This window comes from Geodermatophilus sp. SYSU D00815 (assembly GCF_054050035.1).
The window spans coordinates 98,738-124,687 of sequence record NZ_JBJGYO010000007.1 but is presented as its reverse complement, the minus strand read 5'-3'; the positions used below and the strand labels follow the sequence as shown (position 1 = coordinate 124,687).

Genomic DNA, 25,950 nt, shown 5'->3' with positions numbered 1-25,950 from the left:
CGGCCGGGTGCGGCTGCGCCTCGACATCTCCTACGACGGGACGGCGCTGCACGGCTGGGCCCGCCAGCCGGGGCGGCGGACCGTGCAGGGGGAGCTGGAGCAGGCCCTCGCCACGGCGCTGCGCACGCCGGTCGCGCTGACCGTCGCCGGCCGCACCGACGCCGGCGTGCACGCCACCGGCCAGGTCGCCTCCACCGACGTGCCCCCGGCGGCCTGGGCCGAGCAGCGGACCACGCTCGTGCGCCGGCTGAGGGGCCTGCTGCCGCCGGACATCGCCGTCCCCGCGGTGACCGAGGCCCACCCCGACTTCGACGCGCGCTTCGCGGCCCTGGCCCGGCACTACACCTACCGGCTCACCGACGCGCCCGGCGGGCCGCCGCCGCTGCGCCGGGCCGACACGGTCGGCCGGCCGCGCCCGCTCGACCACGCCGCGATGGCCCGCGCCGCCGCCCTGCTGCTCGGCGAGCACGACTTCGCCGCCTTCTGCCGCCGCCGCGAGGGGGCCTCCACCGTCCGCACCCTGCTCGCCCTCGACGTGGTGCGCGACGGCGACGTGGTGCAGGTGCACGCCTCCGCCGACGCCTTCTGCCACTCGATGGTGCGCAGCCTGGTCGGCGCGCTGCTGGTCGTGGGGGAGGGGCGGCGCCCGGTGCAGTGGGCGGCCGGTCTGCTGGCGCGCGGGCGGCGGGCCGACGAGGTGCCGGTGGCCCCGCCCGGCGGGCTCACCCTGGTCCGGGTCGACTACCCGCCCGACGACATGCTCGCGGCCCGCGCCGAGGTCACCCGCGCCCGGCGCGGCTAGGGCAGCGCGGCGACGGCCTCGGGGATCGGGGTGTCCCCGCCGACCAGTTCCACGACGTCGTTGCCCGCACCGCTGCGCAGGACCTCGGCGAGCACGGCGGCGACGTCGTCCCGCGGGATCTCGCCGTACCCGACGCCGTGGGCCAGGGTGACCCGGCCGGTGCCCGGCTCGTCGGTGAGCCGCCCGGGCCGCACGATCACCGTGTCCAGCCCGGGGCGCGGCAGGATCTCGTCCTCCGCGCGCAGCTTGGCCTGCAGGTAGACGGCGAACACCGGGTCCATGCCGGCCGGGGTGCCCTTCCTCGCCTGCTCCACGCCCATCGACGACACGAGCACGTAGGGGCGGACGCCGGCGCGCTCGGCGGCGTCGGCCAGCAGCACCGCCGCGGCGTGGTCGACGGTGTGCTTGCGCGCCTCCCCGCTGCCCGGCCCCGCCCCGGCGGCGAAGACCACCGCGTCGGCACCCTGCACCACCGCGGCGACGTCGTCGACGGCGGCGCGCTCGAGGTCGAGCACGACCGGCTCGACGCCATCGGACTCGAGGTCGGCGCGGTGCTCGGGGTTGCGGACGATCCCCACGACGGTGTCGCCGCGGGCGGACAGGAGGCGGCCGAGGCGGCGGGCGACCTGCCCGTGGGCCCCGGCGACGACGACGCGCATACCGCGGTTCTACCCCCGGCGGCGCAGCCGGGCGACCGCCTCGCGGGCGCGGGCCAGGTCGGCCGGGGTGTCGCAGTCGGTCCACGGCGGCGGCACCCCCGGTTCCACCGCCGGCCGGAACCGGCGCACCGCGAGCGGGGCGAGCACCTTGCGCATCGAGGTCGGGCCCGAGACCCCGGCCACCGCGCCGCGCAGCACCGCCGTCCGCCAGACGCCCAGCAGCAGCTGGTCCTGGCCGGTGTCGTCGACGACCAGCACGCCGTCGCCGGTCAGCCGCTCGCGCAGGGACCGCACCAGCCCCGCCGTGAGGAACGGCAGGTCACCGGCGAGGACGGCGACGACGTCGGTGGGCACCACGGCGAGCCCGGCGCGCAGCGCCGCCACCGGACCGCCGCGCGGCGGGTCCTCGCGCACCACGACGACGCCCCGCGGGACCGGCTGCGGCGGGCCGACGACGATCCGCGGGTCGGCGTCGGCGACCGCGGCGAGCACGGTGGCGAGCATCGGCCGCCCCCCGACCTCCAGCTGCGGCTTGGCCTGCCCGCCGAGCCGGGCCGCGCGCCCGCCCGCGAGGACCACCGCCGCGTACGGCGGCAGCGGGACGGGCGCGGTCATGACCCGCACGGTAAGGCCTGGCTCGTGGGTACCGTTCCTCCCCGTGGGACGAGTCACCAGCCGCACGCCGGTGCTGCGGATCCGCGGGGCGACGCACGGCACCCGGCCCGACACCGTCGCCGCGGAGGAGCCGCTGGAGATCCGGCTCGGCGGCTCCCCGCTGGCGGTCACCATGCGCACTCCGGGGGACGACTTCGACCTCGTCCACGGGTTCCTGGCCACCGAGGCGGTCATCCGCTCCGCCGACGACATCGCCGGCCTGCGCTACTGCAACTCGGTCGACGCGGAGGGGCGCAACACCTACAACGTCGTCGACGTCGACCTCGCCCCGGGCGTGACCGCGCCCGACACCGCCCTGGACCGCAACTTCTACACGTCCAGCTCGTGCGGGGTGTGCGGCAAGGCCAGCATCGACGCGATCCGGACGAGGACGGCGTTCGACATCACCGCCGACCCCCTCCGGCTGCCGCTGGAGGCGCTGCTCGCGCTGCCCGACCGGCTGCGGGCGGCCCAGCAGGTCTTCGACAAGACCGGCGGGCTGCACGCCGCCGGCCTGTTCACCGCGTCCGGTGAGCTGGTGGCGCTGCGCGAGGACGTCGGCCGGCACAACGCCGTCGACAAGGTCGTCGGGGACGCCGTCCGCGCGGGCCGGCTGCCGCTGGCCGGGCACGTGCTGATGGTCAGCGGCCGGGCGAGCTTCGAGCTGACCCAGAAGGCGGCGATGGCCGGCGTCCCGGTGCTGGCCGCGGTGTCGGCGCCGTCGTCGCTGGCCGTGGAGCTGGCCGCCGACGCCGGCATCACCCTGGTCGGGTTCCTCCGCGGCGACGGCTGCAACGTCTACAGCCGGCCCGAGCGGATCGTGCTGCCGGAGAGCTGACCAGCCCGCCGGTCCGGGACGACGTCGACCTCCGCCTAGTGGTCGCCGCCGCGCAGCTGGCTGACGACGTGGGGGAGCAGCGGGCCGAGGACGGCGAGGCCGTCCGCCACCCCGCCGGTCGAACCCGGCAGGTTGACGACGAGCGTCCGCCCGGCGGTGCCGGCGATGCCGCGGGAGAGCACCGACGTGGGCACCTCCTCGGCCCCGTACCGCCGCACGGCCTCGGCCAGGCCCGGCGCCTCGCGCTCGATCACCTGGCGCGTGGCCTCGGGGGTGACGTCGGTGGGGGAGAGCCCCGTGCCCCCGGTGGTGAGGACGACGTCGAAGCCGGCGTCCACCGCCGCGCGCAGCACCGCCTCGAGCTCGCCGACGTCGTCCGGGCGCACGTGCGGGCCCTCCACGTCGAAGCCGAGCTCCCGCAGCCCGGCGGCCAGCGCCTGCCCGCTGCGGTCCTCGTAGACGCCGGCGTAGGCCCGGTTGGACGCGGTCAGCACCAGCGCCCGCGCGTCGGCCGGCAGCTCGCTCACCGCCGCCACTCCCCGCTCTTGCCGCCGCTCTTCGCCAGCAGCCGGACGTCGGTGATCGTCGCCCGCGGGTCGACCGCCTTGACCATGTCGATCATCGTCAGCCCGGCGACGGCGACCGAGGTGAGGGCCTCCATCTCCACGCCGGTGCGGTCGGCGGTGCGCGCGGTCGCGGTGATCTCCACGCCGTCGTCGGTGACCTCGAGGTCGACGGTGACCCCGTGCAGGGCGATGGGGTGGCACAGCGGCACCAGGTCCGGCGTCCGCTTGGCCCCGGCGATGCCGGCGATCCGCGCCACGGCCACGGCGTCCCCCTTCGGCACGCCCTCGCCGCGCAGCAGCGCCACCACCTCGGGGCTGACCAGCACCCGGCCGGCCGCCGTCGCCACCCGGGTGGTGACGGCCTTCTGCGAGACGTCGACCATCCGGGCGGCGCCGGTCTCGTCGACGTGCGTCAGGCGGGCATCGCTCACTGGAGGGCTCCTTCGATCAGGACGACGTCGACCTCCGCGCCCTCGGGCAGCTCGGTGACGTCCTCGGGGACCACGACGAGGCAGTTGGCCCGGGCCAGGTGCGCGACCAGGTGCGAGCCGGGACCGCCCACCTGCGAGACGCGGCCGGCGTCGTAGCGGCCGCGGAGGAACTGGCGCTTGCCCTCGGGGGAACGCAGCGGGGCGGTGAGCCGGGCGGGCGCGCGCAGCCGGTCGGGCAGCGCGTGCCCGAGCGCCCGGCGCAGCGCCGGCCGGACGAACACCTCGAACGACACGAACGAGCTCACCGGGTTGCCCGGCAGGGTGACGATCGGGACGCCGTCGACCGTGCCGGCGCCCTGCGGGCCGCCCGGCTGCATCGCGACCTTGACGAACTCCACCGTGCCCAGGCCCGCCAGCGCGTCCTTGACCACCTCGTAGGCGCCCGCGCTCACCCCGCCGCTGGTGAGCAGCAGGTCGGCCCCGTCGAGCTCGGCCCGCAGCGCGGCGAGGAACTGGTCGACGTCGTCGGGCACGAAGTGCAGCCGCCGGGCCGCGCCGCCGGCGTCCTCGACCGCGGCCACCAGCAGCCGCGAGTTGGACTCGTAGATCTGCCCGGGCAGCAGCGGTCGCCCCGGCTCGACCAGCTCGCTGCCGGTGGAGAGCACGAGCACCCGCGGACGGCGCCGCACCGGCAGGGTCGTGACCCCCACCGCGGCGGCCAGGCCGAGCTGGGCCGCGCCCAGCGGGGTGCCCGCGGCCAGGGCGACGGCGCCCGCCGCGATGTCCTCCCCGGCGGTGCGCAGGTGCGTGCCGCGGGCCGGCGCCTCGCGGATCTCCACGACGTCGGTGCCGCGGTCGGTGAGCTCGACGGGGACGACGACGTCGGCGCCGGCCGGCAGCGGGGCGCCGGTCATGATCCGCTGCACGGTGCCCGGTGCGAGCGGGCGGACGTCGGTGCGGCCGGCGGGGATGTCGTCGGCCACCGGCAGGCGGGCGGGGAGCTCCCGGAGCTCGGCGGAGCGGGCGGCGTAGCCGTCCATCGCCGAGTTGTCGAAGCCCGGCAGGCCGACGGCGGCGGGCACGTCGCGGGCGAGCACCCGGCCGTGCGCCGCCGCGAGGTCGACGTCCTCCTCCGGCAGCGGCGTCAGCAGGGCGGCCACCACCGCCTGGTGTTCCTCGACCGTGCGCACCCGCCCATCCTGGCCGAGACCGGCGGCTCCGCCTGCCGCCGGGTGAGGGCGGAGCTCCCACCCGGCGGTGCCGCGGCGGGCGGTCCGCCGGTTCCGCGGCGCCCGGGGCCCCTGGCTAGGGTGCGGCCAGGACGAGCGACGGAGGTGCCGATGTCGGAGATCGACCGGATGCTGGCGGCCAACGACCAGTGGGCCCAGCGGTTCCCGGGCTCCAAGGACGTCCGGCCGGCCCGCAGGGTCGCGGTGGTGGCCTGCATGGACTCCCGCATGCCGCTGTTCCAGATGCTGGGGCTGGAGGTCGGCGACGCGCACGTCATCCGCAACGCCGGCGGGGTGATCACCGAGGACGTCATCCGCTCCCTGACGGTGTCCCAGCACGTGCTGGGCACCCGCGAGATCCTGCTCGTCCACCACACCCGGTGCGGCCTGCAGGCCACCGACGACACCTCCTTCGCCGACCAGGTGGAGCAGGCCACCGGCCGCCGGCCGCCGTGGGCGGTGCGCGCGTTCCGCGACCCCGTCGAGGACGTCCGCGAGTCGATGCGGCTGATCCGGGAGAGCCCGTACCTGGTCTCCCGCGAGGTCCGGGGGACCGTCTACGACGTCGACACGGGCAAGCTGGCCGAGGTCGGCTGAGCGCCCGGTCGGTCCTGGGCTCCCCGCGGGCCCGGCGGCGGTGACCGCCGGGCTGGTATCGTGGCCGATCGGCGTGCGGGTCGGCTGGTGCCCGCGCGCGCGGCACCGTCTCCCGTGCTCGGCGAGGCGAACCCACCGGCCTCCCACAAGACAGACGAAAGGTGACGAGCCCGTGCGCACGTACACCCCCAAGCCCGGCGAGGTCGGCCGGGCCTGGCACGTCATCGACGCCACCGACGTGGTGCTCGGTCGACTGGCCAGCCAGACCGCGCAGCTGCTGCGCGGCAAGCACAAGCCCCAGTACGCCCCGCACGTGGACGTCGGCGACTTCGTCGTCATCGTCAACGCCGGCAAGGTCGCCCTCACCGGCACGAAGCGGGAGACCAAGAACGCCTACCGGCACTCCGGCCACCCGGGCGGTCTGAAGACCATCAACGTGGGCGACCAGCTGCGCACGCACCCCGACCGCGTCATCGAGCGCGCCGTCAAGGGGATGCTGCCGCACAACAGCCTCGGCCGGCAGATGATCAAGAAGCTGAAGGTGTACGCCGGGCCCGAGCACCCGCACGCCGCCCAGCAGCCCCAGCCCTACGAGATCAAGCAGGTGGCCCAGTGACCAGCGCCCTGACCCTGACCGACGCCGAGGGGCGTCCCGTCCAGACCGTCGGGCGGCGCAAGGAGGCGGTCGTCCGCGTGCGGCTGCTGCCGGGCACCGGCAAGTTCACCCTCAACGGCCGCACGCTCGAGGAGTACTTCCCGAACAAGGTGCACCAGCAGCTCATCCGTGAGCCGTTCGTCACCCTGGAGAAGGCCGAGCAGTACGACGTCGTCGGCATCCTCAAGGGCGGCGGCGTGACCGGCCAGGCCGGCGCGCTGCGCCTGGCGATCGCCCGGGCCCTCATCGAGATCGAGGCCGAGGACCGCCCGGCCCTCAAGAAGGCCGGCTTCCTGACCCGCGACGCCCGGGTCAAGGAGCGCAAGAAGTACGGCCTGAAGAAGGCCCGCAAGGCGCCTCAGTACTCGAAGCGCTGACCGCTTCGTGGGTCGCCTCTTCGGGACCGACGGGGTGCGCGGTCTGGCCAACGCCGACCTCACCCCGGAACTGGCCCTCTCGGTGGCCCGCGCGGCCGCGGGTGTGCTGGCCGACCGCGACGGGACGTCACGTCCCGTCGCGGTCGTCGGCCGTGACCCGCGGGCGAGCGGGGAGATGCTCGAGGCCGCCGTCGTCGCGGGGCTGACCAGCGCCGGCGCCGACGTGCGGCTGGCCGGCGTCGTGCCCACCCCGGCGCTGGCGTTCCTCACCGGCCGGCACGACGCCGACCTCGGCGTGATGATCTCCGCCAGCCACAACCCCATGCCGGACAACGGCATCAAGCTGTTCAGCCGCGGCGGGCACAAGCTGCCCGACGACGTCGAGGCCGAGATCGAGCGCGTGATCACCACGCCGCGGCGCCGGGCGGCCGACCTGTCCGAGGACGGGCGGCGCCCCACCGGCGCGGCGATCGGGCGGGTGCGGCCGCTGCCGCGCGCGGGCGAGGACTACGCCGAGCACCTGCTGTCGACCCTGGAGCAGCCGCTCGCCGGGCTGCGGCTGGTCGTCGACGGCGCGCACGGCGCCGCTGCCGCGATCGCGCCGGAGGTGTACCGCCGCGCCGGCGCGACCGTGCACACCATCGGCTGCGAGCCCGACGGCTGGAACATCAACGACGGCATCGGCTCGACCCACCTCGGGCCGCTGACCGAGGCGGTCCGCGCCCACGGCGCCGACCTGGGCATCGCCCACGACGGCGACGCCGACCGCTGCCTGGCCGTCACCGCCTCCGGCGACGTGGTCGACGGCGACGCCATCCTCGCCGTGTGCGCGCTGGCGCTCAAGGAGCGCGGCACGCTCAAGCAGGACACCGTCGTCGCCACCGTGATGAGCAACCTCGGCTTCCACCACACCATGCGCGACGCCGGCATCGCCGTGCGCACGACCGCCGTCGGCGACCGGTACGTGCTCGAGGCCCTCCGCGCCGGTGACCTCTCCCTCGGCGGGGAGCAGAGCGGCCACCTCGTCTTCCTCGACCACGCCACCACCGGCGACGGGCTGCTCACCGCGCTGTCGCTGATGTCGCGGGTGGCGGCGACCGGCACGTCCCTGGCCGAGCTGGCCGCGGTCGTGCAGCGGCTGCCGCAGGTGCTGATCAACGTCCCCGTGCGCGACCGGCTCGCCGTCGCCGAGAGCGACGCCGTCGCCGGCGCGGTGAACGCGGCGGAGGCGGAGCTGGGCGACGACGGCCGGGTCCTGCTGCGCCCGTCGGGCACCGAGCAGCTCGTCCGCGTGATGGTCGAGGCGCCGACCCAGGAGGTGGCCGACGCGGTCGCCCGCCGGCTGGCCGACGTCGTCGCCTCCGTGGACTGACGGCAGCACCCCCTGCGGGGGAGACCACTCCGCCGGATAGCCGGCCCTGGCTGCCGACGCCGGTACCCTCGGTGAAATGTGCGGGATCGTGGGTTACGTCGGCCCGCAGGACGCCCTGGACGTCGTCCTGGAGGGCCTGCGCCGGCTGGAGTACCGGGGGTACGACTCGGCGGGCGTCGCCGTCCGGACCGGGGACGGTGAGCTGGCGTCGGCCAAGAAGGCCGGCAAGCTGGCCAACCTGGAGAAGGTGCTCGCCGAGCACCCGCTGCCGAAGGCGACCATCGGCATCGGCCACACCCGGTGGGCGACGCACGGCGGGCCGACCGACCGCAACGCACACCCCCACCGGTCCGCCGACGGCGCGGTCGCGGTGATCCACAACGGGATCATCGAGAACTTCGCCGTGCTGCGCGCCGAGTGCGAGGCCGCCGGGGTGGAGTTCGCCTCCGAGACCGACACCGAGGTGGTCGCCCACCTGCTGGCCGCCGCGTACCGGGACCTCCCCGAGGGGCCCGGCCGGCTCGTCGAGGCGATGCGGGTCGTGAGCCGCCGGCTGGAGGGTGCCTTCACGCTGGTCGCCACGCACGCCGACGAGCCCGACACCCTGGTCGCGTCCCGGCGCAACAGCCCGCTGGTGGTCGGCATCGGCGAGGACGAGTACTTCCTCGGCTCCGACGTCGCCGCGTTCATCGCGCACACCCGCGACGCCCTCGAGCTCGGCCAGGACCAGGTCGTGGAGATCCACCGCACCCGGGGGGCCACGGTCACCGACTTCGCCGGCAACCCGGTCGAGCCCACGGCCTACACGGTCGACTGGGACGCCGCGGCCGCCGAGAAGGGCGGCTACGACTGGTTCATGCTCAAGGAGATCGCCGAGCAGCCGCGGGCGATCGCCGACACCCTGCTCGGCCGGCTCGGCGAGCACGGCGAGCTGGTGCTCGACGAGGTCCGCCTGACCGACCAGGACCTCCGCGACGTCGACAAGGTCTTCGTCGTCGCCTGCGGCACGGCCTACCACGCCGGCATGATCGCCAAGTACGCCATCGAGCACTGGACCCGCCTGCCGGTCGAGGTCGAGCTGGCCAGCGAGTTCCGCTACCGCGACCCGGTGCTCGACCGCTCCACCCTGGTGGTGGTCATCAGCCAGTCCGGCGAGACCATGGACACCCTGATGGCGCTGCGGCACGCCAAGGACCAGAAGGCCCGCGTGCTGGCGATCTGCAACGCCAACGGGTCCACCATCCCGCGCGAGTCCGACGCCGTCCTCTACACCCACGCCGGGCCGGAGGTGGCGGTCGCCTCGACCAAGGGCTTCCTCACCCAGCTCGTCGCCTGCTACCTGGTGGGGCTGTTCCTGGCCCAGGTGCGCGGCACCAAGTACGCCGACGAGGTCGGCTCGGTCGTGGAGCAGCTGCGCCGGCTGCCCGACGCCGTCGCCGAGGTGCTCGAGGGCATGGAGCCGGTGCGCGAGCTGGCCCGCTCGCTCGCCGAGTGCGGCACGATCCTCTTCCTCGGCCGGCACGTCAGCTTCCCCGTGGCCCTGGAGGGCGCGCTCAAGCTCAAGGAGCTGGCCTACATCCACGCCGAGGGCTTCGCCGCCGGCGAGCTCAAGCACGGGCCGATCGCCGTCATCGACCAGGGCACCCCGGTCTTCGTCGTCGTCCCCTCGCCGCTGAGCCCGCTGCACGGCAAGACCGTCAGCAACATCCAGGAGGTCCGGGCCCGCGGGGCGCGCACCATCGTGATCGCCGAGCAGGGCGACGAGGACGTCGTCCCCTACGCCGACCACGTCATCCGGGTGCCGCGGACGCCGACCCTGCTCGCCCCCGTGGTGACCACCGTGCCGCTGCAGATCCTGGCCTGCGAGATCGCCGACACCCGCGGCTTCGACGTCGACCAGCCCCGCAACCTGGCCAAGTCGGTCACCGTCGAGTGACGCGGCCTCGCGGCCACGATCAGCTCACCTGATCCCGGCGGCTCCTCCCTCACGCTGCGGCACGAGGGAGGAGCCGCTGCGGTGCGGGAGGACGGTGGAGCGGCCGCCGCACGGTCGCGGCAGACTGGGCGCGTGATCATCGGGGTGGGCATCGACGTCGTGCCCGTGCAGCGCTTCGCGGAGTCCCTCACCCGCACGCCGGGGCTGCGCGACCGGCTGTTCACCGACGCCGAGCAGCGCACGCCCTCGGGCACGCCGCGCACCGGCGAGTCCCTGGCCGCCCGGTTCGCCGCCAAGGAGGCGGTCGCCAAGGCGCTCGGCGCGCCCGGCGACCTGCACTGGCACGACGCCGAGGTGACCGTCGGCGAGCACGGCCGGCCGCACCTCGAGATCCGCGGCACGGTCGCCGGCCGCGCCGCGCAGCTCGGCGTCACCTCCTGGCACGTCTCGCTCAGCCACGACGGCGGCATCGCCTCGGCGGTGGTCGTCGCCGAAGGCCTGGGCGGCCGCGCGTGATCGGCCTGCACACGGTCGCGGAGGTGCGCGCGGCGGAGGAGCCGGTGCTCGCCGCCACCCCCGAGGGCGCGCTCATGCAGCGCGCGGCGACCGGCCTGGCCACGGTGTGCCTGCGGCTGCTCGGCCGCGCCTACGGCGTCCGCGTGAGCGCCCTCGTGGGCGCCGGCGACAACGGCGGGGACGCCCTCTTAGCCGGCGCCGCGCTCGCCGGCCGCGGCGCCCGCGTCACCGCCGTCCTGCTCGCGCCGGACAGGGCGCACCCCGCCGGGCTGGCCGCGCTGCGCCGGGCCGGCGGGCGCGTGGTCACCGGCGGCGGCGCCGGCCTCGACCGCGCCGACCTCGTCCTCGACGGCATCGTCGGCATCGGCGGGACGGGGGGCCTGCGCCCGGCCGCCGCCGCCCTGGTCGAGCGGGCCGCCACCGGCCCCGGGCTGATGGTCGCCGTCGACGTCCCCAGCGGCGTCGACGCCGACACCGGCGCGGTGCCCGGCGCGACGTTCCCCGCCCAGCACACGGTCACGTTCGGCGCGGTGAAGACCGGCCTGGTCGTCGGCGCGGGTCGCGGGTACGCCGGCGCCGTCCACCTCGTCGACATCGGCCTCGACCTGCCGCCGGCCCGCGCCCACCAGCTCACCGACGCCGACGTCGCCGCCCGGCTGCGCTCGCCCGCCCCGGACGACGACAAGTACTCGCAGGGCGTCGTCGGCGTCGTCGCCGGGTCCAGCACCTACCCGGGCGCCGGGGTGCTGTGCACGGGGGCGGCGCTGCGCACCCGGCCGGGCCTGGTCCGCTACGCCGGGACGGCGGCCGACGGCGTCCGCGCCGCCTGGCCGGAGGCGATCGTGACCTCCGGCCGGCCCGCCGAGGCCGGCCGCGTGCAGGCCTGGGTGGTCGGCCCCGGCACGGGCACCGACGACGCCGCCCGCAGCGTGCTCGCCGAGGTCCTGGCCACCGACCTGCCCGTGCTGGTGGACGCCGACGGGCTCACCCTGGCCGCGCGGGAGCCCGAGCTGGTCCGCGGGCGGAGCGCGCCCACCGTGCTCACCCCGCACGACCGCGAGTTCGCCCGGTTCGGCACGGCGGTCTCGGCGGACCGCGTCGGCTCGGCGCGCGCGCTGGCCGCGGACCTCGGCGCGGTCGTCCTGCTCAAGGGCGACGCCACCGTGGTGGCCGCCCCGGACGGCGCCGCCTTCGTCAACGCGACCGGCACCCCCTGGCTGGCCACCGCCGGCACCGGCGACGTCCTCTCCGGGATCGTCGGCGCGCTGCTGGCCACCGGCCTGCCCGCCGCCGAGGCGGCGGCGGCCGGCGCCCACCTGCACGGCCGGACCGCCCAGCTGGCCGCCGAGCGCGGCCCCCTGCTGGCCGGCGACCTCGTCCGGCGGCTGCCCGACGCGGTGACCCGGCTGCACGGGGTCCCGGCACGCCGCCTGGGAGACTGGGGGGCGTGAGCGACGCACGGGCCGAGGTGGTGGTCGACCTCGACGCCATCGCGGCCAACACCGCGGTGCTGCGCGAGAAGGTCGACCGGCCGCTGATGGCGGTGGTCAAGGCCGACGGCTACGGCCACGGCATGCTGCCCGCGGCCCGCGCGGCGCTGGCCGGCGGCGCCGACATGCTCGGCGTCGCGGTGATCGAGGAGGCGCTCGCGCTGCGGGCCGCCGGCGTCACCACCCCGGTGCTGGCCTGGCTCAACGGGCCGGGGGCCGACTTCGCCGCGGCGCTCGCCGCGGACGTCGAGGTCTCCGTCAACGCCACGTGGAGCCTCGACGAGGTGGTCGCCGCGGCCCGGGCGACCGGCCGCACCGCGCGGCTGCACCTGTTCGTCGACACCGGCCTCTCCCGCGAGGGCGCGACCGTGCAGGAGTGGCCGGGCCTGGTCGCCGCCGCCGCGCGGGCCCAGGCCGACGGCGAGGTCGAGGTCGTGGGCCTGTGGAGCCACATGGCCTACGCCGACGCCCCGCTGCACCCGACGATCGGCCGCCAGGTCGTCGTCTTCGAGGAGGCGGTGGCCGTCGCCCGGGCCGCCGGCCTGACCGAGGCCCGGCGGCACCTGGCCAACTCCGCGGCCACCGTCGCGCTGCCCGAGACCTGGTACGACGTGGTGCGCCCGGGCATCGCCCTCTACGGCCTCGACCCGCTCGGCGGCGACCCCGCCGACCACGGGCTGCGCCCGGCGATGACCGTGCAGGCGCAGGTGGCGCTCACCAAGCGGGTCCCCGCCGGGGTCGGCGTCTCCTACGGCCACGCCTACTCGACGGCGGCCGAGACGACCCTGGCGCTGGTGCCCGTCGGCTACGCCGACGGCGTGCCCCGCGCCGCGGGCAACCGCGCGCCCGTCCTCGCCGCCGGCGCGCGGCGCACGATCGCCGGGCGGGTGTGCATGGACCAGTTCGTGCTCGACGTCGGCGACGACCCGGTCCGCCCCGGCGACCGGGTGGTGCTGTGGGGGACGGGCGCCGACGGGGAGCCCACGGCGCAGGACTGGGCCGACGTCCTCGACACGATCCACTACGAGCTCGTCACCCGGATCGGCGGCCGCTTCACCCGCCGCTACGTGGGCTCGGCGGGGGCCGTCTGATGGCGCACCGCTCGAGGCGGACCACCCACGCCGTCTCCAGGGGGCAGGTCGCCGGGATCGCCGGCGCGGCGCTCGGCCTCGCGGCCGCGGGCACCGCGGTCGGCGTCGCCGTCGCCAAGGTGGCCACCCGCCGCCGGTCCGCACCGCCGCAGCTGCCCGAGTCGGCGGCCGACGAGGCGGAGCTGCGCGAGGACGACCCGCTCGGCGCGGCCGGACGGCGGGCCGACCGCACCGCCCTGGTGCAGGCCGACGACGGCGTGCTGCTCGCGGTCGAGGAGGTCGGCCCGCTCGACGCCCCGCTCACCGTCGTCTTCGTGCACGGCTACACGCTGTCCATGGCCTCGTGGGCGTTCCAGCGCCGGTCCCTGGGCGCCGAGCTGGCCACGGCCAACGGGTCCCGCCCGACCGCCCGGCTGGTCTTCTACGACCAACGCGGGCACGGCTCCTCCGGCCGCGGGCCGGCCGAGCACGCCACCATCGACCAGCTGGCCCGCGACCTGGCCGCGGTGCTCCGGCGCCGGGCGCCGCGCGGCCCCGTCGTCCTCGTCGGCCACTCGATGGGCGGGATGACGATCATGGGCCTGGCCGAGCTCCACCCCGAGCTGTTCGGCGACCGGGTGGTCGCGGCCGCGCTGCTGTCGACGTCGAGCGGCAACCTCGCCGACCTCACCTTCGGGCTGCCGGAGCTGCTCACCCGGGTGCGGGCCGCGGTGTTCCCGGTCGCGGCGTGGACGATGCGCCGCCGGCCCGCCTTCGCCGAGCGCACGCGGCGGTGGGCCGCCGACCTCGTCTCGGCGATCACCTGGTCGCTGTCGTTCTCGTCCACCGACGTCGACCCGCGGCTGGGTCGCTACGTCGACGCCATGATCGCCGGCACGCCGGTCGACGTGATCGCGGAGTTCTACCCGGCGCTGGCCGGCATGGACGAGACCGGCGCGCTGGAGCCGCTGCGCCGCGTCCCGACGCTCGTGCTCACCGGCGACCAGGACCGGATGATCCCCATGGCGCACAGCGAGCTCATCGTCGAGCGGCTCCCGGAGGCCACGTACGTGGTCGTCCCGGGCGCCGGGCACATGGTGCTCCTGGAGCGGCACGAGGAGGTCACCGCGGCGCTCGGCGACCTCCTGCGCCGGGCCGCCGCCGAGGCCGGCGTCCCGGTCGCCCGGCACTGAGGACGGCGGTCAGCAGCCGCCGCCGTCCCCGCCCCCGCCGCCGCAGTCGCCGCCGAACCCGCCCCAGCCGCCGGAGTCCCCGCCGCCCCAGAGGACCGGGGTGTGCGATCGCGCGGAGCCGCCGTCGACCCACCGGGGACGGCGGGCCTGCTGGGGAGGGGCGAACAGCCGCGCCCGCAGCTCTGCGTCGGGCATCGCGCGGACACCGGTGAGGGCCACGAGCAGCGCGCTCGTCCCCGGCGCGACGACGTCGACCGGCGGGTCCTGGCGGAGCTGCCGCAGCAGGCGGCGGCCCTGCCGGGTCAGCACGGGCCGGCCGCGGCCGAAGGGGCGGCCGCGACCGGGAACCACCAGCCCCTCGGCGGCCAGCCGGGCGCCGAGCGCGGTGATCCGCTCGTCCTCGGCCACCCGCCACCGCAGCGTGGCCGCCGACCGGCGGGGCCGGGCACCCAGCTGGTCGAGGACGGCGGCCTCGACGGGGGACCGGCGGCGCAGGTCGGTCGCGGCCAGCTCGCCGGTGGGCGTCGCGGTCACCCGGCCGCTCTCGGCGAGCGCGGCCAGCGCGGTGTCCACGACGCGGGCCGGCCCGCCGGTGAGCCAGGCGATCTCGTACAGGTCGAGGAGCCGGGGAACTGCGGTCATCGTCGTCCGTCCTTCGGTCGGAGGAACCGGGTGCTGCGGCCGCGCCCCGACGGTGGCACGCCACCGCGGTCGGGCGAAAGCTGGCTTGCAAGATTGCATGGACGGCGGCGAGGATCACCCGGTGATCGACACCCCGTCGGTGCGCGAGCGCCGGCTCGCCGCCGAGCTGCGGCTGCTGCGCGAGGTCGGGCAGCTGCACGGCAAGGACGTCGCCGAGCGGCTCGGCTGGTCGGCGTCGAAGGTGTCGCGCATCGAGAACGGCCGGATCGGGATCAGCCCCGAGGACCTCGAGCGGCTGCTCGAGCTGTACCGGGTCCCCGAGCAGCAGGCCGCCTTCCTCCGCCGGCTGGCCCCCTCGGCGCGGCCCAAGGGCTGGTGGGACGCCTACGCCGACACCCTCTCGGCCGGCTACGCCAACCTCATCCGGCTGGAGGCGGGCTCGCGGGCGCTGCGCTGCTACGCCGCCGTCGTCCCGCACGCGCTGCTCCAGGCGCCGGACTACGTGCGCGAGGTCGTGCTCGCCACCTGGGAGCGGCCGCCGCAGGCCGAGGTCGACCGGCGGGTCCAGGTCTGCCGCCGCCGGCAGGAGGTGCTCGAGCCCGACCGGCCGGGCGGGCCGCTGGAGCTCGCGGCCGTCGTCGACGAGGCGGTGCTGCACCGCCGCACCGCCGACCCCGCCGTGCTGCGCGGGCAGCTGCGGCGGCTGCTCGACGTCTCCGCCCAGCCGAACGTCACCGTGCAGGTACTGCCGTTCACCGCGGGCCTGCCGCCGGTCACCTCGGGCTCGTTCTCGGTCCTGGAGTCGCGGGCGACCGGCGCGGCCGACGTCGTCTACCTGGAGAACAAGACCCGCATCTTCTTCCTCGACGCCGAGGGCGAGGTGCACCGCTACACCCGGGCCTTCGAGCTGATCAGCGAGACGGCGCTGGACCCCGACGAGTCCCGGACGGCGATCCGCCGGGCCCTGGCGGCGCTCTGAGCCCCGCCGCCTAGGGTGCAACGCGTGGCCGCCGCCCCCCGTCCGCCCCGCCTCGACGCGGCCGCCGAGGAGGTCGCGCGGACCGCGGCCGCCGCGGCCGACTGGGAGGCGCTGGCCGCCGCCGCCCGCCCCTGCCTCGCCTGCCCGGAGCTGGTGGCGAGCCGGCAGCACGTCGTCGTCGGCGACGTGCCGGTCGCCGGGCGGACGCGGTTCGCGATCGTCGGCGAGGCCCCGGGGGCGCAGGAGGACGCCACCGGCCGGCCCTTCGTCGGGAGGTCCGGCGCGCTGCTCGACCAGCTGCTCGCCGAGGCCGGCCTCGACCGGGAGCAGGGCGCCGTCCTCAACGTGGTGAAGTGCCGCCCGCCGGGCAACCGGACGCCGAAGGCCCCCGAGGTCGCCCGCTGCAGCGGCTGGCTGCGCCGCCAGCTGGAGCTGCTCGATCCGCCGGTCGTGATCGCGCTGGGGCTGTCGGCGGCCAAGTGGTTCCTCGGCCCGCGCACCGTGCTCGCCGCCGTCCGCGGCGCCCCGCACGACGTCGACGGCCGGGCCGTCTGGGCCACCTACCACCCCTCGGCGGCGATCCGGTTCGGCCCGAACGGCGCACCGCGCGCGGGCCTGGCCGCCGACCTCGCCGCCGTCGCCAGGAGCCTGCCGTGAAGCTCGAGCACACCCTGCCCACGCCCGACGACACGCGCGCGCTGGGCGCCGAGCTGGCCGGCGTGCTGCGCCCCGGCGACCTCGTCGTGCTGGTCGGCCCGCTGGGCGCCGGCAAGACCGCGTTCACCCAGGGGATCGGGGAGGGCCTGGGCGTGCGGGAGCCGGTGACCTCGCCGACCTTCGTCATCGCCCGGGTGCACACCGGCGGCCGGCTGCCCCTGGTGCACGTCGACGCCTACCGGCTGGGCGGCGTGGCCGACGTCGACGACCTCGACCTCGACGCGTCGACCGAGGAGTCGGTGACCGTCGTCGAGTGGGGGCAGGGGCTGGTCGAGCAGCTGGCCGACGAGCACCTCGAGGTGCGGCTCGAGCGCCGGGACGACGACGTCCGCACCGCCGTCCTCGTCCCGCACGGCGCCGGGTGGGCCGACCGGCTGGGCTGAGCGGTCCTGTCGGTGCCCGGGCCTACCGTCCGGCGCATGTCGCTGGAGGGGAAGGTCGCGCTGGTCGCCGGCGCCACGCGGGGCGCGGGCCGGGGGACGGCGGTGGCGCTCGGCGAGGCGGGCGCGACCGTCTACTGCACCGGCCGCACGACGCGGGAGCAGCGGTCGGAGTACGACCGGCCGGAGACGATCGAGGAGACCGCGGAGCTGGTCACCGCGGCCGGGGGCACGGGCATCGCCGTCCGCGTCGACCACCTGGACCCGGCGCAGGTCGGCGACCTGGTGCGCCGCATCGACGCCGAGCAGGGGCGGCTCGACGTGCTGGTCAACGACGTGTGGGGCGGCGAGCTGCTCTTCGAGTGGGACACCCCGCTGTGGGAGCACGACCTCGCCAACGGCCTGCGGCTGCTGCGCCTGGCGGTCGAGACCCACCTGGTCACCAGCCACGCGGCGCTGCCGCTGCTGATCCGGCGGCCGGGCGGGCTGGTGGTCGAGATGACCGACGGCACGGCGGCCTACAACGCGCAGACCTACCGGGTGAACGCCTTCTACGACCTGGCGAAGGCCTCGGTGCTCCGGCTGGCGTTCGCGCAGTCGAAGGAGCTGGCCCCGCACGGCGCCACCGCCGTCGCGCTCACGCCCGGCTGGCTGCGGTCGGAGATGATGCTCGAGCACTTCGGGGTGACCGAGGACACCTGGCGCGACGCCCTCGAGCGCGTGCCGCACTTCGCCATCTCCGAGTCGCCGCGGTTCGTCGGCCGCGCGGTGGCCGCGCTGGCCGCCGACCCCGAGCGTAAGCGGCACAACGGCCGGTCCACCTCCAGCGGCGAGCTGGCGAAGGAGTACGGGTTCACCGACCTCGACGGGTCGGCGCCGGACTGCTGGCGGTACCTGGTCGAGGTGCAGGACGCCGGCAAGCCGGCCGACGTCACCGGCTACCGGTAGGCGGACCCCGGACGCCAGGCCGGGTCGAACCCCGGGTGGTCGGCGAAGTGCAGGGCCAGGCGCCACATCGCCCGGTGCAGGCCGTCGGCGGCGATCCGGTAGGCGTCGGCCGGCTCGGCGTCCGGGTCCTCGGCCCAGCCGGCCAGCACCTCCCAGGTGTCGAGCAGGCGCTGGACCGCGTCGCAGTTGGCCAGGGCGGCCCCGGTGTCGGCGAAGCGGTCGCTCGCCCGGCCCTCCTGCGCGGCGCGCGCGATCTCCGCGGTGCGCTCGGCGAGGAAGTGCCGCAGCGGCCACACCCGCGACCAGTCGGGCGCCGCGTCGGCGGGCGGCCGGGCCGGTCCGCGCCGCCGCCGCGCGTCCTCGCGCAGCTCCAGGGCCCGGAGCCGCTCGGCGGCGGCCCACGTGCGCAGGAGGTCGGGGGCGCGGACCGCGCCGGGGGAGTGGCCGGCGCGGCGCAGCTCCTGGAGCGGGGTGCGGAACTCCGTCACGGCGGTCTCCTCCCGACAGCTACCGCGAAGTACAGCCCCGCGCGGTGGTGGGCGACAACTCCCTGTCCGGGGGAGCCGGCCGCCCGCCTACGCTGGGCGCTCGTGCTGGTCCTCGCCCTCGACACCGCCACGCCGACCCTCGTCGCCGGGGTGGCGCGCTGGTCCGACGGCGCGGTCGAGGTGCTGGCCGAGCAGGCGGTGCCCTCCGGCAACCGGCACGCCGAGCTGCTCACCCCCGCGATCCGCGCCGCCCTGGCCGACGCCGGCGTGCGCACCGGCGACCTGCAGGCGGTCGTCGTCGGGCTCGGTCCGGGGCCGTTCACCGGCCTGCGCGTCGGCGTCGTCACGGCGGCGACGCTGGCCGACGCCCGCGGGCTGCCGGCGATCGGCGTCTGCTCGCTGGACGCGATCGGCGCCGGCCCCCGCACCGTGGTGACCGACGCCCGCCGCAAGGAGGTCTACTGGGCCGCCTACGGCGGCGACGGCGCCCGGACCGCCGGGCCGGGCGTGGACCGGCCGGAGGAGCTCGACCCGGACGGTCCCGTCGTCGGGGACGAGCGGTTCGCCGAGCGTCTCGGCACGCCGGTCAGCCCGGCCGACGTCACCACCGCCGGGCTGCTCCGCGCCGCGGCGCGGCAGCTGGCCGATCCGTCGTCCGCCGCGCCGCTGGTGCCGCTCTACCTCCGCCGCCCCGACGCCACCCCGCCGACGTCGGTCAAGCCGGTGTCCCGGCCGTGACGGTCCGGCTGCGGCCGATGCGCTCGGCCGACCTGCCGGCGGTCATGGTGCTCGAGGACGAGCTGTTCGCCCCCGACACCTGGACGGCCGCCATGTACCGCGACGAGCTCGCGCGCACCGACACCCGGCACTACCTCGTCGCCGTGGACGCGGCCGGGGACGGCGAGCAGGTGGTCGGCTACGCCGGGCTCATCGCCTACCCCGACGAGGCGCACGTGGCGACGATCGGGGTGGCGACCGCCCGGCAGGGCGAGGGGATCGGCGCGCTCCTGCTCGACGCGCTGCTCGCCGAGGCCGACCGCCGCAGCCCCGTCGTGCTGCTCGAGGTCCGCGCCGACAACAAGGTGGCGCAGGGGCTCTACCGGCGCCGCGGTTTCGCCGAGATCGGCCGGCGCCGCGGCTACTACCAGCCGAGCGGGACCGACGCGGTCGTGATGAAGAGGGAGAGGGTCCGTGGCTGAGCCGCTGGTGCTCGGGTTCGAGACGTCCTGCGACGAGACCGGCGTCGGCCTCGTCAGAGGGCACACGCTGCTCGCCGACGCCCTGGCCACCTCGGTGGGGGAGCACGAGCGGTTCGGCGGCGTCGTCCCGGAGATCGCCTCGCGGGCGCACCTGGAGGCGATGGTGCCGACCGTGCACCGGGCCCTCGCCGACGCCGGCGCGACCGTGGACGACGTCGACGCGATCGCGGTGACCTCGGGGCCGGGGCTGACCGGCGCGCTGCTGGTGGGGGTCGCCGCGGCCAAGGCGTACGCGCTGGCGCTGGACAAGCCCCTCTACGGCGTCAACCACCTCGCCGCGCACGTCGCCGTCGACGAGCTGCAGCACGGCCGGCTGGCCGAGCCGTCGATCGCGCTGCTGGTCTCGGGCGGCCACAGCTCGCTGCTGCTGGTGCCCGATCTCGCCCGCGACGTGCAGTCCCTCGGCCGCACCATCGACGACGCGGCGGGGGAGGCCTTCGACAAGGTGGCCCGCCTGCTGGGCCTGCCGTTCCCCGGCGGGCCGCCGATCGACAAGGCCGCGCGCGAGGGCGACCCGGGCGCGATCGACTTCCCGCGCGGGCTCACCGGCCCCCGCGACCCGGTGTACGACTTCTCCTTCTCGGGGCTGAAGACCGCGGTCGCGCGCTGGGTCGAGGCCCGGCAGCGGGCGGGGGAGCCGGTGCCGGTGGCCGACGTCGCCGCCTCGTTCCAGGAGGCGGTGGCCGACGTCCTCACCGCCAAGGCGGTGCGCGCCTGCCGCGACCACGGCGTCGACCACCTGGTGCTCGGCGGCGGGGTGGCGGCCAACTCGCGGCTGCGGGCGCTGGCCGAGGAGCGCTGCGCGGCGGCCGGGATCGTCCTGCGGGTGCCCAGCCCCCGGCTGTGCACCGACAACGGCGCGATGGTGGCCGCGCTCGGCTCGCGGCTGGTCGTGGCCGGGGTGACCCCGTCGGAGCCCGACCTGGGCGCCGACAGCTCGCTGCCGATCGACGTCGTCTCCCGCTGACCGGAGGCCGACGGCGCGGGTTTCCCGCGCGCTCAGCCTCCGGTGACGTCGCAGACGAGCGCGGTGGGCGCGCCGGCCACCCGGGTGACGACGACGACGGCCGACCCCGCGCCCGGTCCGCGCAGCTGCCGCACCAACGTCTCCGGCTCGATCGCCGAGCCGCGCTTCTTGACCACCACCCGGCCCACGCCGCGGGTCCGCAGCAGCGCCCGCAGCTTCTTGAGGTTGAACGGCAGCACCGCGTCGACGCGGTAGGAGCTCACCCACGCCGAGCCGGGGTCGGCGTCGGAGGTCAGGTAGGCGATCGTCGGGTCGACCAGCGTGGCGCCCAGCGCGTGGGCGACCAGGGCGACCAGGCCCGAGCGGATGACCGCCGGATCGGGTTCGTGCAGCCACCCCCGCACCGGCCCCACCGGCGCCGGCCCCGGGTCCTCGTCGGCGGTCAGCTCGAGGAACCCGCCGTCGTGCGCCCGGGTGACCCGCCGCCAGGTCGCCGAGAGCCCGCGGCCCCACAGCAGCGCCTCGGCGATCGAGCCGCCCACCGACACCCACTCCGCCTCGATCCCCGCGGGCACCCGCCCGTGGTCCAGGCCCGGCGCCACCTTGACCACCGAGGTGGGCAGCCGGTCGAGCAGCGCGGCCACCGTCGACCACGGCGGCGACCAGCGGTCCGGGTCGAGCTGCCGCCGCCCGCCGGCCCTCCGGGCCGGGTCGAGGACGGCGGCGCGGCAGCCGGCCACCTCGCCACCGGGTGCGGCGGCGACCAGGTCGACGGCGTCGCCGGCCACGACCCGCACGCGGTCGGCGAGGCCGAGTGCCGCGACGTTGGCCGCGGTGAGCTCGCGCGCGACCGGGTCGCGGTCGACGGCGACGACGTGCGCGCCGGCGCGGGCCAGCGCCACCGTGTCGGTGCCCGCGGCGCAGCCCAGGTCGGCCACCGGATCGGCGCCGCCGGCGACCATCCGGCGCGCGCGCCGCGCGGCGAGCTCCGGCCGCCCGGCCTGCTCGAGGGTGTCCGCAGTGAGGAACAGCACGTCGGCGTCGGCGCCGAACACCGGGCGGGCGCGGGCGCGCAGCCGGGCCAGCTCCCACGCCGGACCGGCGAGCTCGGCGCCCACCCGGGCGCGCAGCCGGGCGACGCCCGCCAGCACGTCGACGCCGTCGTCCTGGAGCCGGGCGGCCAGCGCGACCGCGGCCGCCCCCTCCGGTGTGCGCAGCCGCCCGAGCCGGGCGACGACGTCCTCGGTCACGGTGCCAGCCTCGCCCACCCGGTGCCCGCCGGGTCGGGGGACCCGGTTGAGCGGCTGGCACTCTCATGGGTAGAGTGCCAATCGACACGGGCACAGGCGCCTGATCCCCGCGACGGCAGGCCCGGTTCCGTGCCACAGCATCAGCACAACTACCAGCCCTGCGATCCCGAAGGGGGCGTCACCGACGTGACGACCGCTACCAAGGTCAGCATCAAGCCGCTGGAGGACCGGGTCGTGGTCCAGGCCAACGAGGCCGAGACCACCACCGCCTCCGGCCTGGTCATCCCGGACACCGCCAAGGAGAAGCCGCAGGAGGGCACGGTCATCGCCGTGGGCCCCGGTCGCATCGACGACAACGGCAACCGCGTCCCGCTCGACGTCGCGGTCGGCGACGTGGTCATCTACTCGAAGTACGGCGGCACCGAGGTCAAGTACGGCGGCGAGGAGTACCTGGTGCTCTCGGCGCGCGACCTGCTCGCCGTCGTGGAGAAGTAGAAGGACCCCGTCCTCCTCATCACGCGCACGCTCGGGACGAGCCTCTGGACGGGGCCGTTCCGGCGCGTGACCTGACCGCCCCGGCGACCCGAACTCCGGGTCCCGGGGCGGTCGTCGTACGACCCCCTGACATCGAGAGGTCTGGCATGGCCAAGATCATCAAGTTCAACGAGGACGCCCGGCGCTCGCTCGAGCGCGGCGTCGACAAGCTGGCCGACGCGGTCAAGGTGACCCTCGGCCCGCGCGGGCGCAACGTCGTCCTCGACAAGAAGTTCGGCGCCCCGACGATCACCAACGACGGCGTCACGATCGCCCGCGAGGTCGAGCTCGAGGACCCGTACGAGAACCTCGGCGCGCAGCTGGCGAAGAACGTCGCCACCAAGACCAACGACGTCGCCGGCGACGGCACCACCACCGCGACGGTGCTGGCCCAGGCGCTGGTGCACGAGGGGCTGCGCAACGTGGCCGCCGGCGCCAACCCGATCGCCCTCGGCCGCGGCATGCGCGCCGCCGTCGACGCCGTCCACCAGGCTCTGGACAAGGTCGCCATCCCGGTCGACGACCGCGCCGCGATCGCCGGCGTCGCCACCGTCTCCGCGCAGGACGCCACGGTCGGCGACCTGATCGCCGAGGCGATGGACAAGGTGGGCAAGGACGGCGTGATCACCGTCGAGGAGTCCAGCACCATGGACACCGACCTCGACGTCACCGAGGGCGTCCAGTTCGACAAGGGCTTCCTGTCGCCGTACTTCATCACCGACGCCGACGCGCAGGAGGCCGTCCTCGACGACGCCCTCGTGCTGCTGGTCAGCGGCAAGATCAGCGCGCTGGCCGACCTCCTGCCGCTGCTGGAGAAGGTGCTCGGTCGCGGCAACTCCCCGCTGCTGATCGTCGCCGAGGACGTCGAGGGCGAGGCGCTGTCCACCCTCGTCGTCAACTCGATCCGCAAGACGATCAAGGTCGTCGCGGTCAAGTCGCCCTACTTCGGCGACCGGCGCAAGGCGTTCATGCAGGACCTCGCCGTCGTCACCGGCGGCCAGGTGGTCAGCGAGGACGTCGGCCTCAAGCTCGACACGGTCGGCCTCGAGGTGCTCGGCACCGCCCGGCGGGTCACGGTCTCCAAGGACACCACCACGATCGTCGACGGCGGCGGCACCGCTGACGCCATCGCCGACCGCGTGGCGCAGATCCGCCGCGAGATCGAGGCGACCGACTCCGACTGGGACCGCGAGAAGCTGCAGGAGCGGCTCGCCAAGCTCGCCGGCGGCATCGGCGTGATCCGCGTCGGCGCGGCCACCGAGGTCGAGATGAAGGAGAAGAAGCACCGCATCGAGGACGCCATCGCCGCGACCAAGGCCGCGGTGGAGGAGGGCGTCGTCCCCGGCGGCGGCTCCGCCCTGGTGCACGCCACCGCGGCGATCGACGGCCTCGACCTCACCGGTGACGAGGCCACCGGCGCCGGCATCGTCCGCCGCGCGCTCGACGCCCCGCTGGCCCGCATCGCGGCCAACGCCGGCTTCGAGGGTCCCGTCGTCGTCAGCCGGGTCCGCGACCTCGGCGAGGGCAAGGGCTTCAACGCGGCCACCGGCGAGTACGGCGACCTGGCCGAGCAGGGCGTCATCGACCCGGTCAAGGTCACCAAGGCCGCGCTGGGCAACGCCGTGTCGATCGCGTCGATGGTCCTGACCACCGACTCCGCCGTCGTCGAGGCGCCGGAGGAGGAGCACGAGCACGCCGGCGGCCACCACACCCACGGCCACTCGCACGGGCACGGCCACAGCCACTGAGCCCGTCGCGGCCATGATCGGGTGACCTGGGAGGAGGCCCCCGCTGCCCCCCACCGCTCGCACGCTCGCGGCGGGACCCCGCAGCGGGGCCACCAGGACGGCCTGAGAACGCGCAGAGGGCCGGTCCAGCAGCTGCTGGACCCGCCCTCTCGGCGTTCTGGGAGGGGAGCGCCTACACCCCCGCGGCGACGGCGGCGGGCTCCGCCGCGATCACCCGCGCCCGCTCCTCCTCGCTCATGCCGCCCCACACCCCGTAGGGCTCGCGGACGGACAGCGCGTGCTTCAGGCACGCGTCGATCACCGGGCACTTGGCGCACACGGCCTTGGCCGCGGCCTGCCGCCGGGCCCGCGCCGGACCCCGCTCGCCGTCGGGGTGGAAGAACAGGGACGTGCTCTCGCCACGGCAGGCGCCGTGCAGCTGCCAGTCCCACACCTCGGCGACGGGCGTCGGGAGTCGGCGGATGTCGGCCATGTCGTCCTCCAGGGCTCGGGTCGGCGAGCCGGCGGGGGGCGCGTCCGGCTGCAAGGGGCCCGGTGCCCGAGGGTCCGGACGGTCAAACACGCCCGGGCGCCGCATTTTCGCCCCGTTTCCCCGATCGCGCGACCTCACCCCCGGGAGTGAGGGCGGCTGTCGCCGCTCCCCGAAGTCGATCAAGGTGGTCGCAGGACGCGCCGACGACCGGGTGGGGGAACCCGGTGCGGCGCGGCCGAGCGCAGCGGACGGCGGTCTCCCCGGCGGGAGCGCCCCGTCCGAGCGACACCCGGCCGGGGACTCCCCGGCAGGGAGGCGACACCGGCCGGCCACCCGTCCGGGGGAACGAGGAGCAGGCGTGATCGACGATCGGATGCGCGGTCCGGGCCACGGGGCCACGACCGTCTGGGTGTACGACGAGCGGCGCCGGGTGCGCGACGACATCGCGTCGCGCCTGGTCGCCCTGCCCTTCGTGGGCCGGGTCGAGGTCGTCGGCGACGCCCAGTCGCTGCTGTCGCGGCTGGCCACCCGCACGCCCGACGTGCTGCTGGTCGGCACCCAGCGGGCGGTCGACTCGGGGCTGACCGCGGCCACCCAGGCGCTGAGGGCCCACCCGAACCTGCCGGTCCTGGTGCTCGGCGCGCCCGACGACGCCGAGACGGTGCGGGCGGCCGTCGCCTTCGGCGCCCGCGGGTACCTGCGCTGGGACGCGACGCCGATCGAGATGGGCCTGGGCCTGTCGCGGGTCGGCCTGCGCGCCGACGGGCGCATCCCGGCGCCGGCCGGTCCGCCGCGCGAGCTCTCCTCCATCGGCGCCTCCCCGGCGCCGGCGTGGAACGGCGCCGCCCCGCTGGCCGGCTCGCAGCCGACCACCGTCCGCTCCACCGTGCGGGAGCTGGCCCCGGTCCAGCTGTCCATGCGGGAGATGCAGGTGCTCACCGGCATGAGCCAGGGCAAGAGCAACGCCCAGATCGGCCGCGAGCTCTACCTGTCCGAGGACACCATCAAGACCCACGCCCGGCGGCTGTTCCGCAAGCTCGGCGCCAAGGACCGCGCCGAGGCCGTCGCGACCGGCTTCCGCCGCGGCATGATGCAGTAGTCGCGCAACAGATCACTGGAAGGGCCCCGCTGCAGGGTCCCGCCCCGAGCGTGCGAGGGGTGGGGGGCAGCGGGGCCCTTCT

General features: G+C 76.4%; 30 protein-coding genes. 21 read left to right on the top strand and 9 right to left on the bottom strand.

Annotated features, from left to right (window positions below):
* The first annotated feature begins 7 nt into the window (after positions 1-7).
* Complete coding sequence (truA, locus tag ACI78S_RS10690) at positions 8-802, top strand: tRNA pseudouridine(38-40) synthase TruA (RefSeq protein WP_456973003.1); 795 nt, start codon at positions 8-10, stop codon at positions 800-802.
* Here truA and ACI78S_RS10685 read toward each other — a convergent pair.
* Complete coding sequence (locus ACI78S_RS10685) at positions 799-1,461, bottom strand: SDR family oxidoreductase (protein ID WP_456973001.1); 663 nt, start codon at positions 1,459-1,461, stop codon at positions 799-801. The two genes, truA and ACI78S_RS10685, sit on opposite strands and share 4 nt — an antisense overlap.
* Positions 1,462-1,470: 9 nt before the next feature.
* Positions 1,471-2,076, bottom strand: coding sequence for a molybdenum cofactor guanylyltransferase (mobA, locus tag ACI78S_RS10680; protein ID WP_456972999.1), 606 nt, complete (start codon positions 2,074-2,076; stop codon positions 1,471-1,473).
* Positions 2,077-2,119: 43 nt separating this feature from the next.
* Here mobA and fdhD point away from each other — a divergent pair, with 43 nt between their 5' ends.
* Positions 2,120-2,953: a formate dehydrogenase accessory sulfurtransferase FdhD gene (gene fdhD / locus ACI78S_RS10675; protein WP_456972997.1), complete on the top strand. Its 834-nt coding sequence runs from the start codon at positions 2,120-2,122 to the stop codon at positions 2,951-2,953.
* Between the two features lie 35 nt (positions 2,954-2,988).
* Here the strand turns inward: fdhD and ACI78S_RS10670 are convergent, their stop codons facing one another.
* From ACI78S_RS10670 to moeA, 3 genes are read right to left on the bottom strand one after another with little or no spacing between them, the layout of a single operon-like run.
* Positions 2,989-3,480 carry a MogA/MoaB family molybdenum cofactor biosynthesis protein gene (locus tag ACI78S_RS10670; protein WP_456972995.1) on the bottom strand — a complete coding sequence of 164 codons (492 nt, stop codon included), beginning with the start codon at positions 3,478-3,480 and terminating at the stop codon, positions 2,989-2,991.
* Positions 3,477-3,950, bottom strand: coding sequence for a cyclic pyranopterin monophosphate synthase MoaC (moaC, locus tag ACI78S_RS10665; protein WP_456972993.1), 474 nt, complete (start codon positions 3,948-3,950; stop codon positions 3,477-3,479). Before moaC ends, ACI78S_RS10670 begins: the two co-directional genes overlap by 4 nt.
* A complete protein-coding gene (moeA, locus tag ACI78S_RS10660) occupies positions 3,947-5,140 on the bottom strand; it encodes a molybdopterin molybdotransferase MoeA (protein ID WP_456972991.1) in 1,194 nt (397 codons plus the stop codon). The genes moaC and moeA overlap by 4 nt, the downstream gene beginning before the upstream one ends.
* 150 nt (positions 5,141-5,290) lie before the next feature.
* Between moeA and ACI78S_RS10655 the strand changes: the two genes are divergently transcribed.
* From ACI78S_RS10655 to ACI78S_RS10615, 9 genes are all read left to right on the top strand, one after another.
* Entirely contained in the window at positions 5,291-5,776 is a 486-nt protein-coding gene (locus ACI78S_RS10655; RefSeq protein ID WP_456972989.1) for a beta-class carbonic anhydrase, read from the top strand.
* A 172-nt stretch (positions 5,777-5,948) separates the two neighbouring features.
* Positions 5,949-6,392 (top strand): 50S ribosomal protein L13, encoded by a 444-nt coding sequence (gene rplM, locus ACI78S_RS10650; protein ID WP_456972987.1) that lies wholly within the window; start codon positions 5,949-5,951, stop codon positions 6,390-6,392.
* Complete coding sequence (rpsI, locus tag ACI78S_RS10645) at positions 6,389-6,808, top strand: 30S ribosomal protein S9 (protein ID WP_456972985.1); 420 nt, start codon at positions 6,389-6,391, stop codon at positions 6,806-6,808. The genes rplM and rpsI overlap by 4 nt, the downstream gene beginning before the upstream one ends.
* A gap of 7 nt (positions 6,809-6,815) precedes the next feature.
* Complete coding sequence (gene glmM / locus ACI78S_RS10640) at positions 6,816-8,180, top strand: phosphoglucosamine mutase (RefSeq protein ID WP_456972983.1); 1,365 nt, start codon at positions 6,816-6,818, stop codon at positions 8,178-8,180.
* A 76-nt stretch (positions 8,181-8,256) separates the two neighbouring features.
* A complete protein-coding gene (gene glmS / locus ACI78S_RS10635; RefSeq protein WP_456972981.1) occupies positions 8,257-10,116 on the top strand; it encodes a glutamine--fructose-6-phosphate transaminase (isomerizing) in 1,860 nt (619 codons plus the stop codon).
* A gap of 132 nt (positions 10,117-10,248) precedes the next feature.
* Positions 10,249-10,632 carry a holo-ACP synthase gene (locus ACI78S_RS10630; RefSeq protein WP_456972979.1) on the top strand — a complete coding sequence of 128 codons (384 nt, stop codon included), beginning with the start codon at positions 10,249-10,251 and terminating at the stop codon, positions 10,630-10,632.
* Entirely contained in the window at positions 10,629-12,083 is a 1,455-nt protein-coding gene (locus ACI78S_RS10625) for an NAD(P)H-hydrate dehydratase (RefSeq protein ID WP_456972977.1), read from the top strand. Before ACI78S_RS10630 ends, ACI78S_RS10625 begins: the two co-directional genes overlap by 4 nt.
* Positions 12,080-13,213, top strand: coding sequence for an alanine racemase (gene alr / locus ACI78S_RS10620; RefSeq protein ID WP_456972975.1), 1,134 nt, complete (start codon positions 12,080-12,082; stop codon positions 13,211-13,213). The genes ACI78S_RS10625 and alr overlap by 4 nt, the downstream gene beginning before the upstream one ends.
* Positions 13,213-14,385 carry an alpha/beta fold hydrolase gene (locus tag ACI78S_RS10615; RefSeq protein ID WP_456972973.1) on the top strand — a complete coding sequence of 391 codons (1,173 nt, stop codon included), beginning with the start codon at positions 13,213-13,215 and terminating at the stop codon, positions 14,383-14,385. Before alr ends, ACI78S_RS10615 begins: the two co-directional genes overlap by 1 nt.
* A 9-nt stretch (positions 14,386-14,394) precedes the next feature.
* Here the strand turns inward: ACI78S_RS10615 and ACI78S_RS10610 are convergent, their stop codons facing one another.
* Positions 14,395-15,126, bottom strand: a complete 732-nt coding sequence (locus tag ACI78S_RS10610; protein WP_456972971.1) for a TIGR04222 domain-containing membrane protein — start codon at positions 15,124-15,126, stop codon at positions 14,395-14,397.
* Positions 15,127-15,148: 22 nt separating this feature from the next.
* Here ACI78S_RS10610 and ACI78S_RS10605 point away from each other — a divergent pair, with 22 nt between their 5' ends.
* Genes ACI78S_RS10605 through ACI78S_RS10590 form a run of 4 tightly spaced genes read left to right on the top strand, consistent with a single transcriptional unit; the run spans position 15,149 to position 18,051 of the window.
* Positions 15,149-16,006: a helix-turn-helix domain-containing protein gene (locus ACI78S_RS10605; protein WP_456972969.1), complete on the top strand. Its 858-nt coding sequence runs from the start codon at positions 15,149-15,151 to the stop codon at positions 16,004-16,006.
* Positions 16,007-16,030: 24 nt separating this feature from the next.
* A complete protein-coding gene (locus tag ACI78S_RS10600; RefSeq protein WP_456972967.1) occupies positions 16,031-16,663 on the top strand; it encodes a uracil-DNA glycosylase in 633 nt (210 codons plus the stop codon).
* Positions 16,660-17,106: a tRNA (adenosine(37)-N6)-threonylcarbamoyltransferase complex ATPase subunit type 1 TsaE gene (gene tsaE, locus ACI78S_RS10595; protein WP_456972965.1), complete on the top strand. Its 447-nt coding sequence runs from the start codon at positions 16,660-16,662 to the stop codon at positions 17,104-17,106. The genes ACI78S_RS10600 and tsaE overlap by 4 nt, the downstream gene beginning before the upstream one ends.
* Before the next feature lie 36 nt (positions 17,107-17,142).
* Positions 17,143-18,051 carry an SDR family oxidoreductase gene (locus tag ACI78S_RS10590; RefSeq protein WP_456972963.1) on the top strand — a complete coding sequence of 303 codons (909 nt, stop codon included), beginning with the start codon at positions 17,143-17,145 and terminating at the stop codon, positions 18,049-18,051.
* Here ACI78S_RS10590 and ACI78S_RS10585 read toward each other — a convergent pair.
* A complete protein-coding gene (locus ACI78S_RS10585; RefSeq protein WP_456972961.1) occupies positions 18,042-18,539 on the bottom strand; it encodes a hypothetical protein in 498 nt (165 codons plus the stop codon). The genes ACI78S_RS10590 and ACI78S_RS10585 overlap by 10 nt on opposite strands.
* Positions 18,540-18,641: 102 nt before the next feature.
* Between ACI78S_RS10585 and tsaB the strand changes: the two genes are divergently transcribed.
* Genes tsaB through tsaD form a run of 3 tightly spaced genes read left to right on the top strand, consistent with a single transcriptional unit; the run spans position 18,642 to position 20,765 of the window.
* Positions 18,642-19,277, top strand: a complete 636-nt coding sequence (tsaB, locus tag ACI78S_RS10580) for a tRNA (adenosine(37)-N6)-threonylcarbamoyltransferase complex dimerization subunit type 1 TsaB (protein WP_456972959.1) — start codon at positions 18,642-18,644, stop codon at positions 19,275-19,277.
* Positions 19,274-19,738, top strand: a complete 465-nt coding sequence (rimI, locus tag ACI78S_RS10575) for a ribosomal protein S18-alanine N-acetyltransferase (RefSeq protein WP_456972957.1) — start codon at positions 19,274-19,276, stop codon at positions 19,736-19,738. Before tsaB ends, rimI begins: the two co-directional genes overlap by 4 nt.
* Positions 19,731-20,765, top strand: a complete 1,035-nt coding sequence (gene tsaD, locus ACI78S_RS10570) for a tRNA (adenosine(37)-N6)-threonylcarbamoyltransferase complex transferase subunit TsaD (RefSeq protein WP_456972955.1) — start codon at positions 19,731-19,733, stop codon at positions 20,763-20,765. The genes rimI and tsaD overlap by 8 nt, the downstream gene beginning before the upstream one ends.
* Before the next feature lie 32 nt (positions 20,766-20,797).
* Here the strand turns inward: tsaD and ACI78S_RS10565 are convergent, their stop codons facing one another.
* Positions 20,798-22,015, bottom strand: coding sequence for a class I SAM-dependent methyltransferase (locus tag ACI78S_RS10565; RefSeq protein ID WP_456972953.1), 1,218 nt, complete (start codon positions 22,013-22,015; stop codon positions 20,798-20,800).
* 129 nt (positions 22,016-22,144) lie between these two features.
* On the opposite strand from ACI78S_RS10565, the gene groES reads away from it, so the two are divergent.
* Together groES and groL are read left to right on the top strand one after the other, a co-directional pair.
* Positions 22,145-22,510 carry a co-chaperone GroES gene (gene groES / locus ACI78S_RS10560; protein WP_456972951.1) on the top strand — a complete coding sequence of 122 codons (366 nt, stop codon included), beginning with the start codon at positions 22,145-22,147 and terminating at the stop codon, positions 22,508-22,510.
* A gap of 146 nt (positions 22,511-22,656) precedes the next feature.
* Positions 22,657-24,297, top strand: a complete 1,641-nt coding sequence (gene groL, locus ACI78S_RS10555) for a chaperonin GroEL (RefSeq protein ID WP_456972949.1) — start codon at positions 22,657-22,659, stop codon at positions 24,295-24,297.
* A 172-nt stretch (positions 24,298-24,469) separates the two neighbouring features.
* Here groL and ACI78S_RS10550 read toward each other — a convergent pair whose 3' ends face one another.
* Entirely contained in the window at positions 24,470-24,769 is a 300-nt protein-coding gene (locus tag ACI78S_RS10550) for a WhiB family transcriptional regulator (protein ID WP_456972947.1), read from the bottom strand.
* Between the two features lie 358 nt (positions 24,770-25,127).
* Between ACI78S_RS10550 and ACI78S_RS10545 the strand changes: the two genes are divergently transcribed.
* On the top strand, positions 25,128-25,868 hold the full coding sequence (locus ACI78S_RS10545) for a response regulator transcription factor (RefSeq protein ID WP_456972945.1): 741 nt from the start codon (positions 25,128-25,130) through the stop codon (positions 25,866-25,868).
* Positions 25,869-25,950 lie beyond the last annotated feature (82 nt).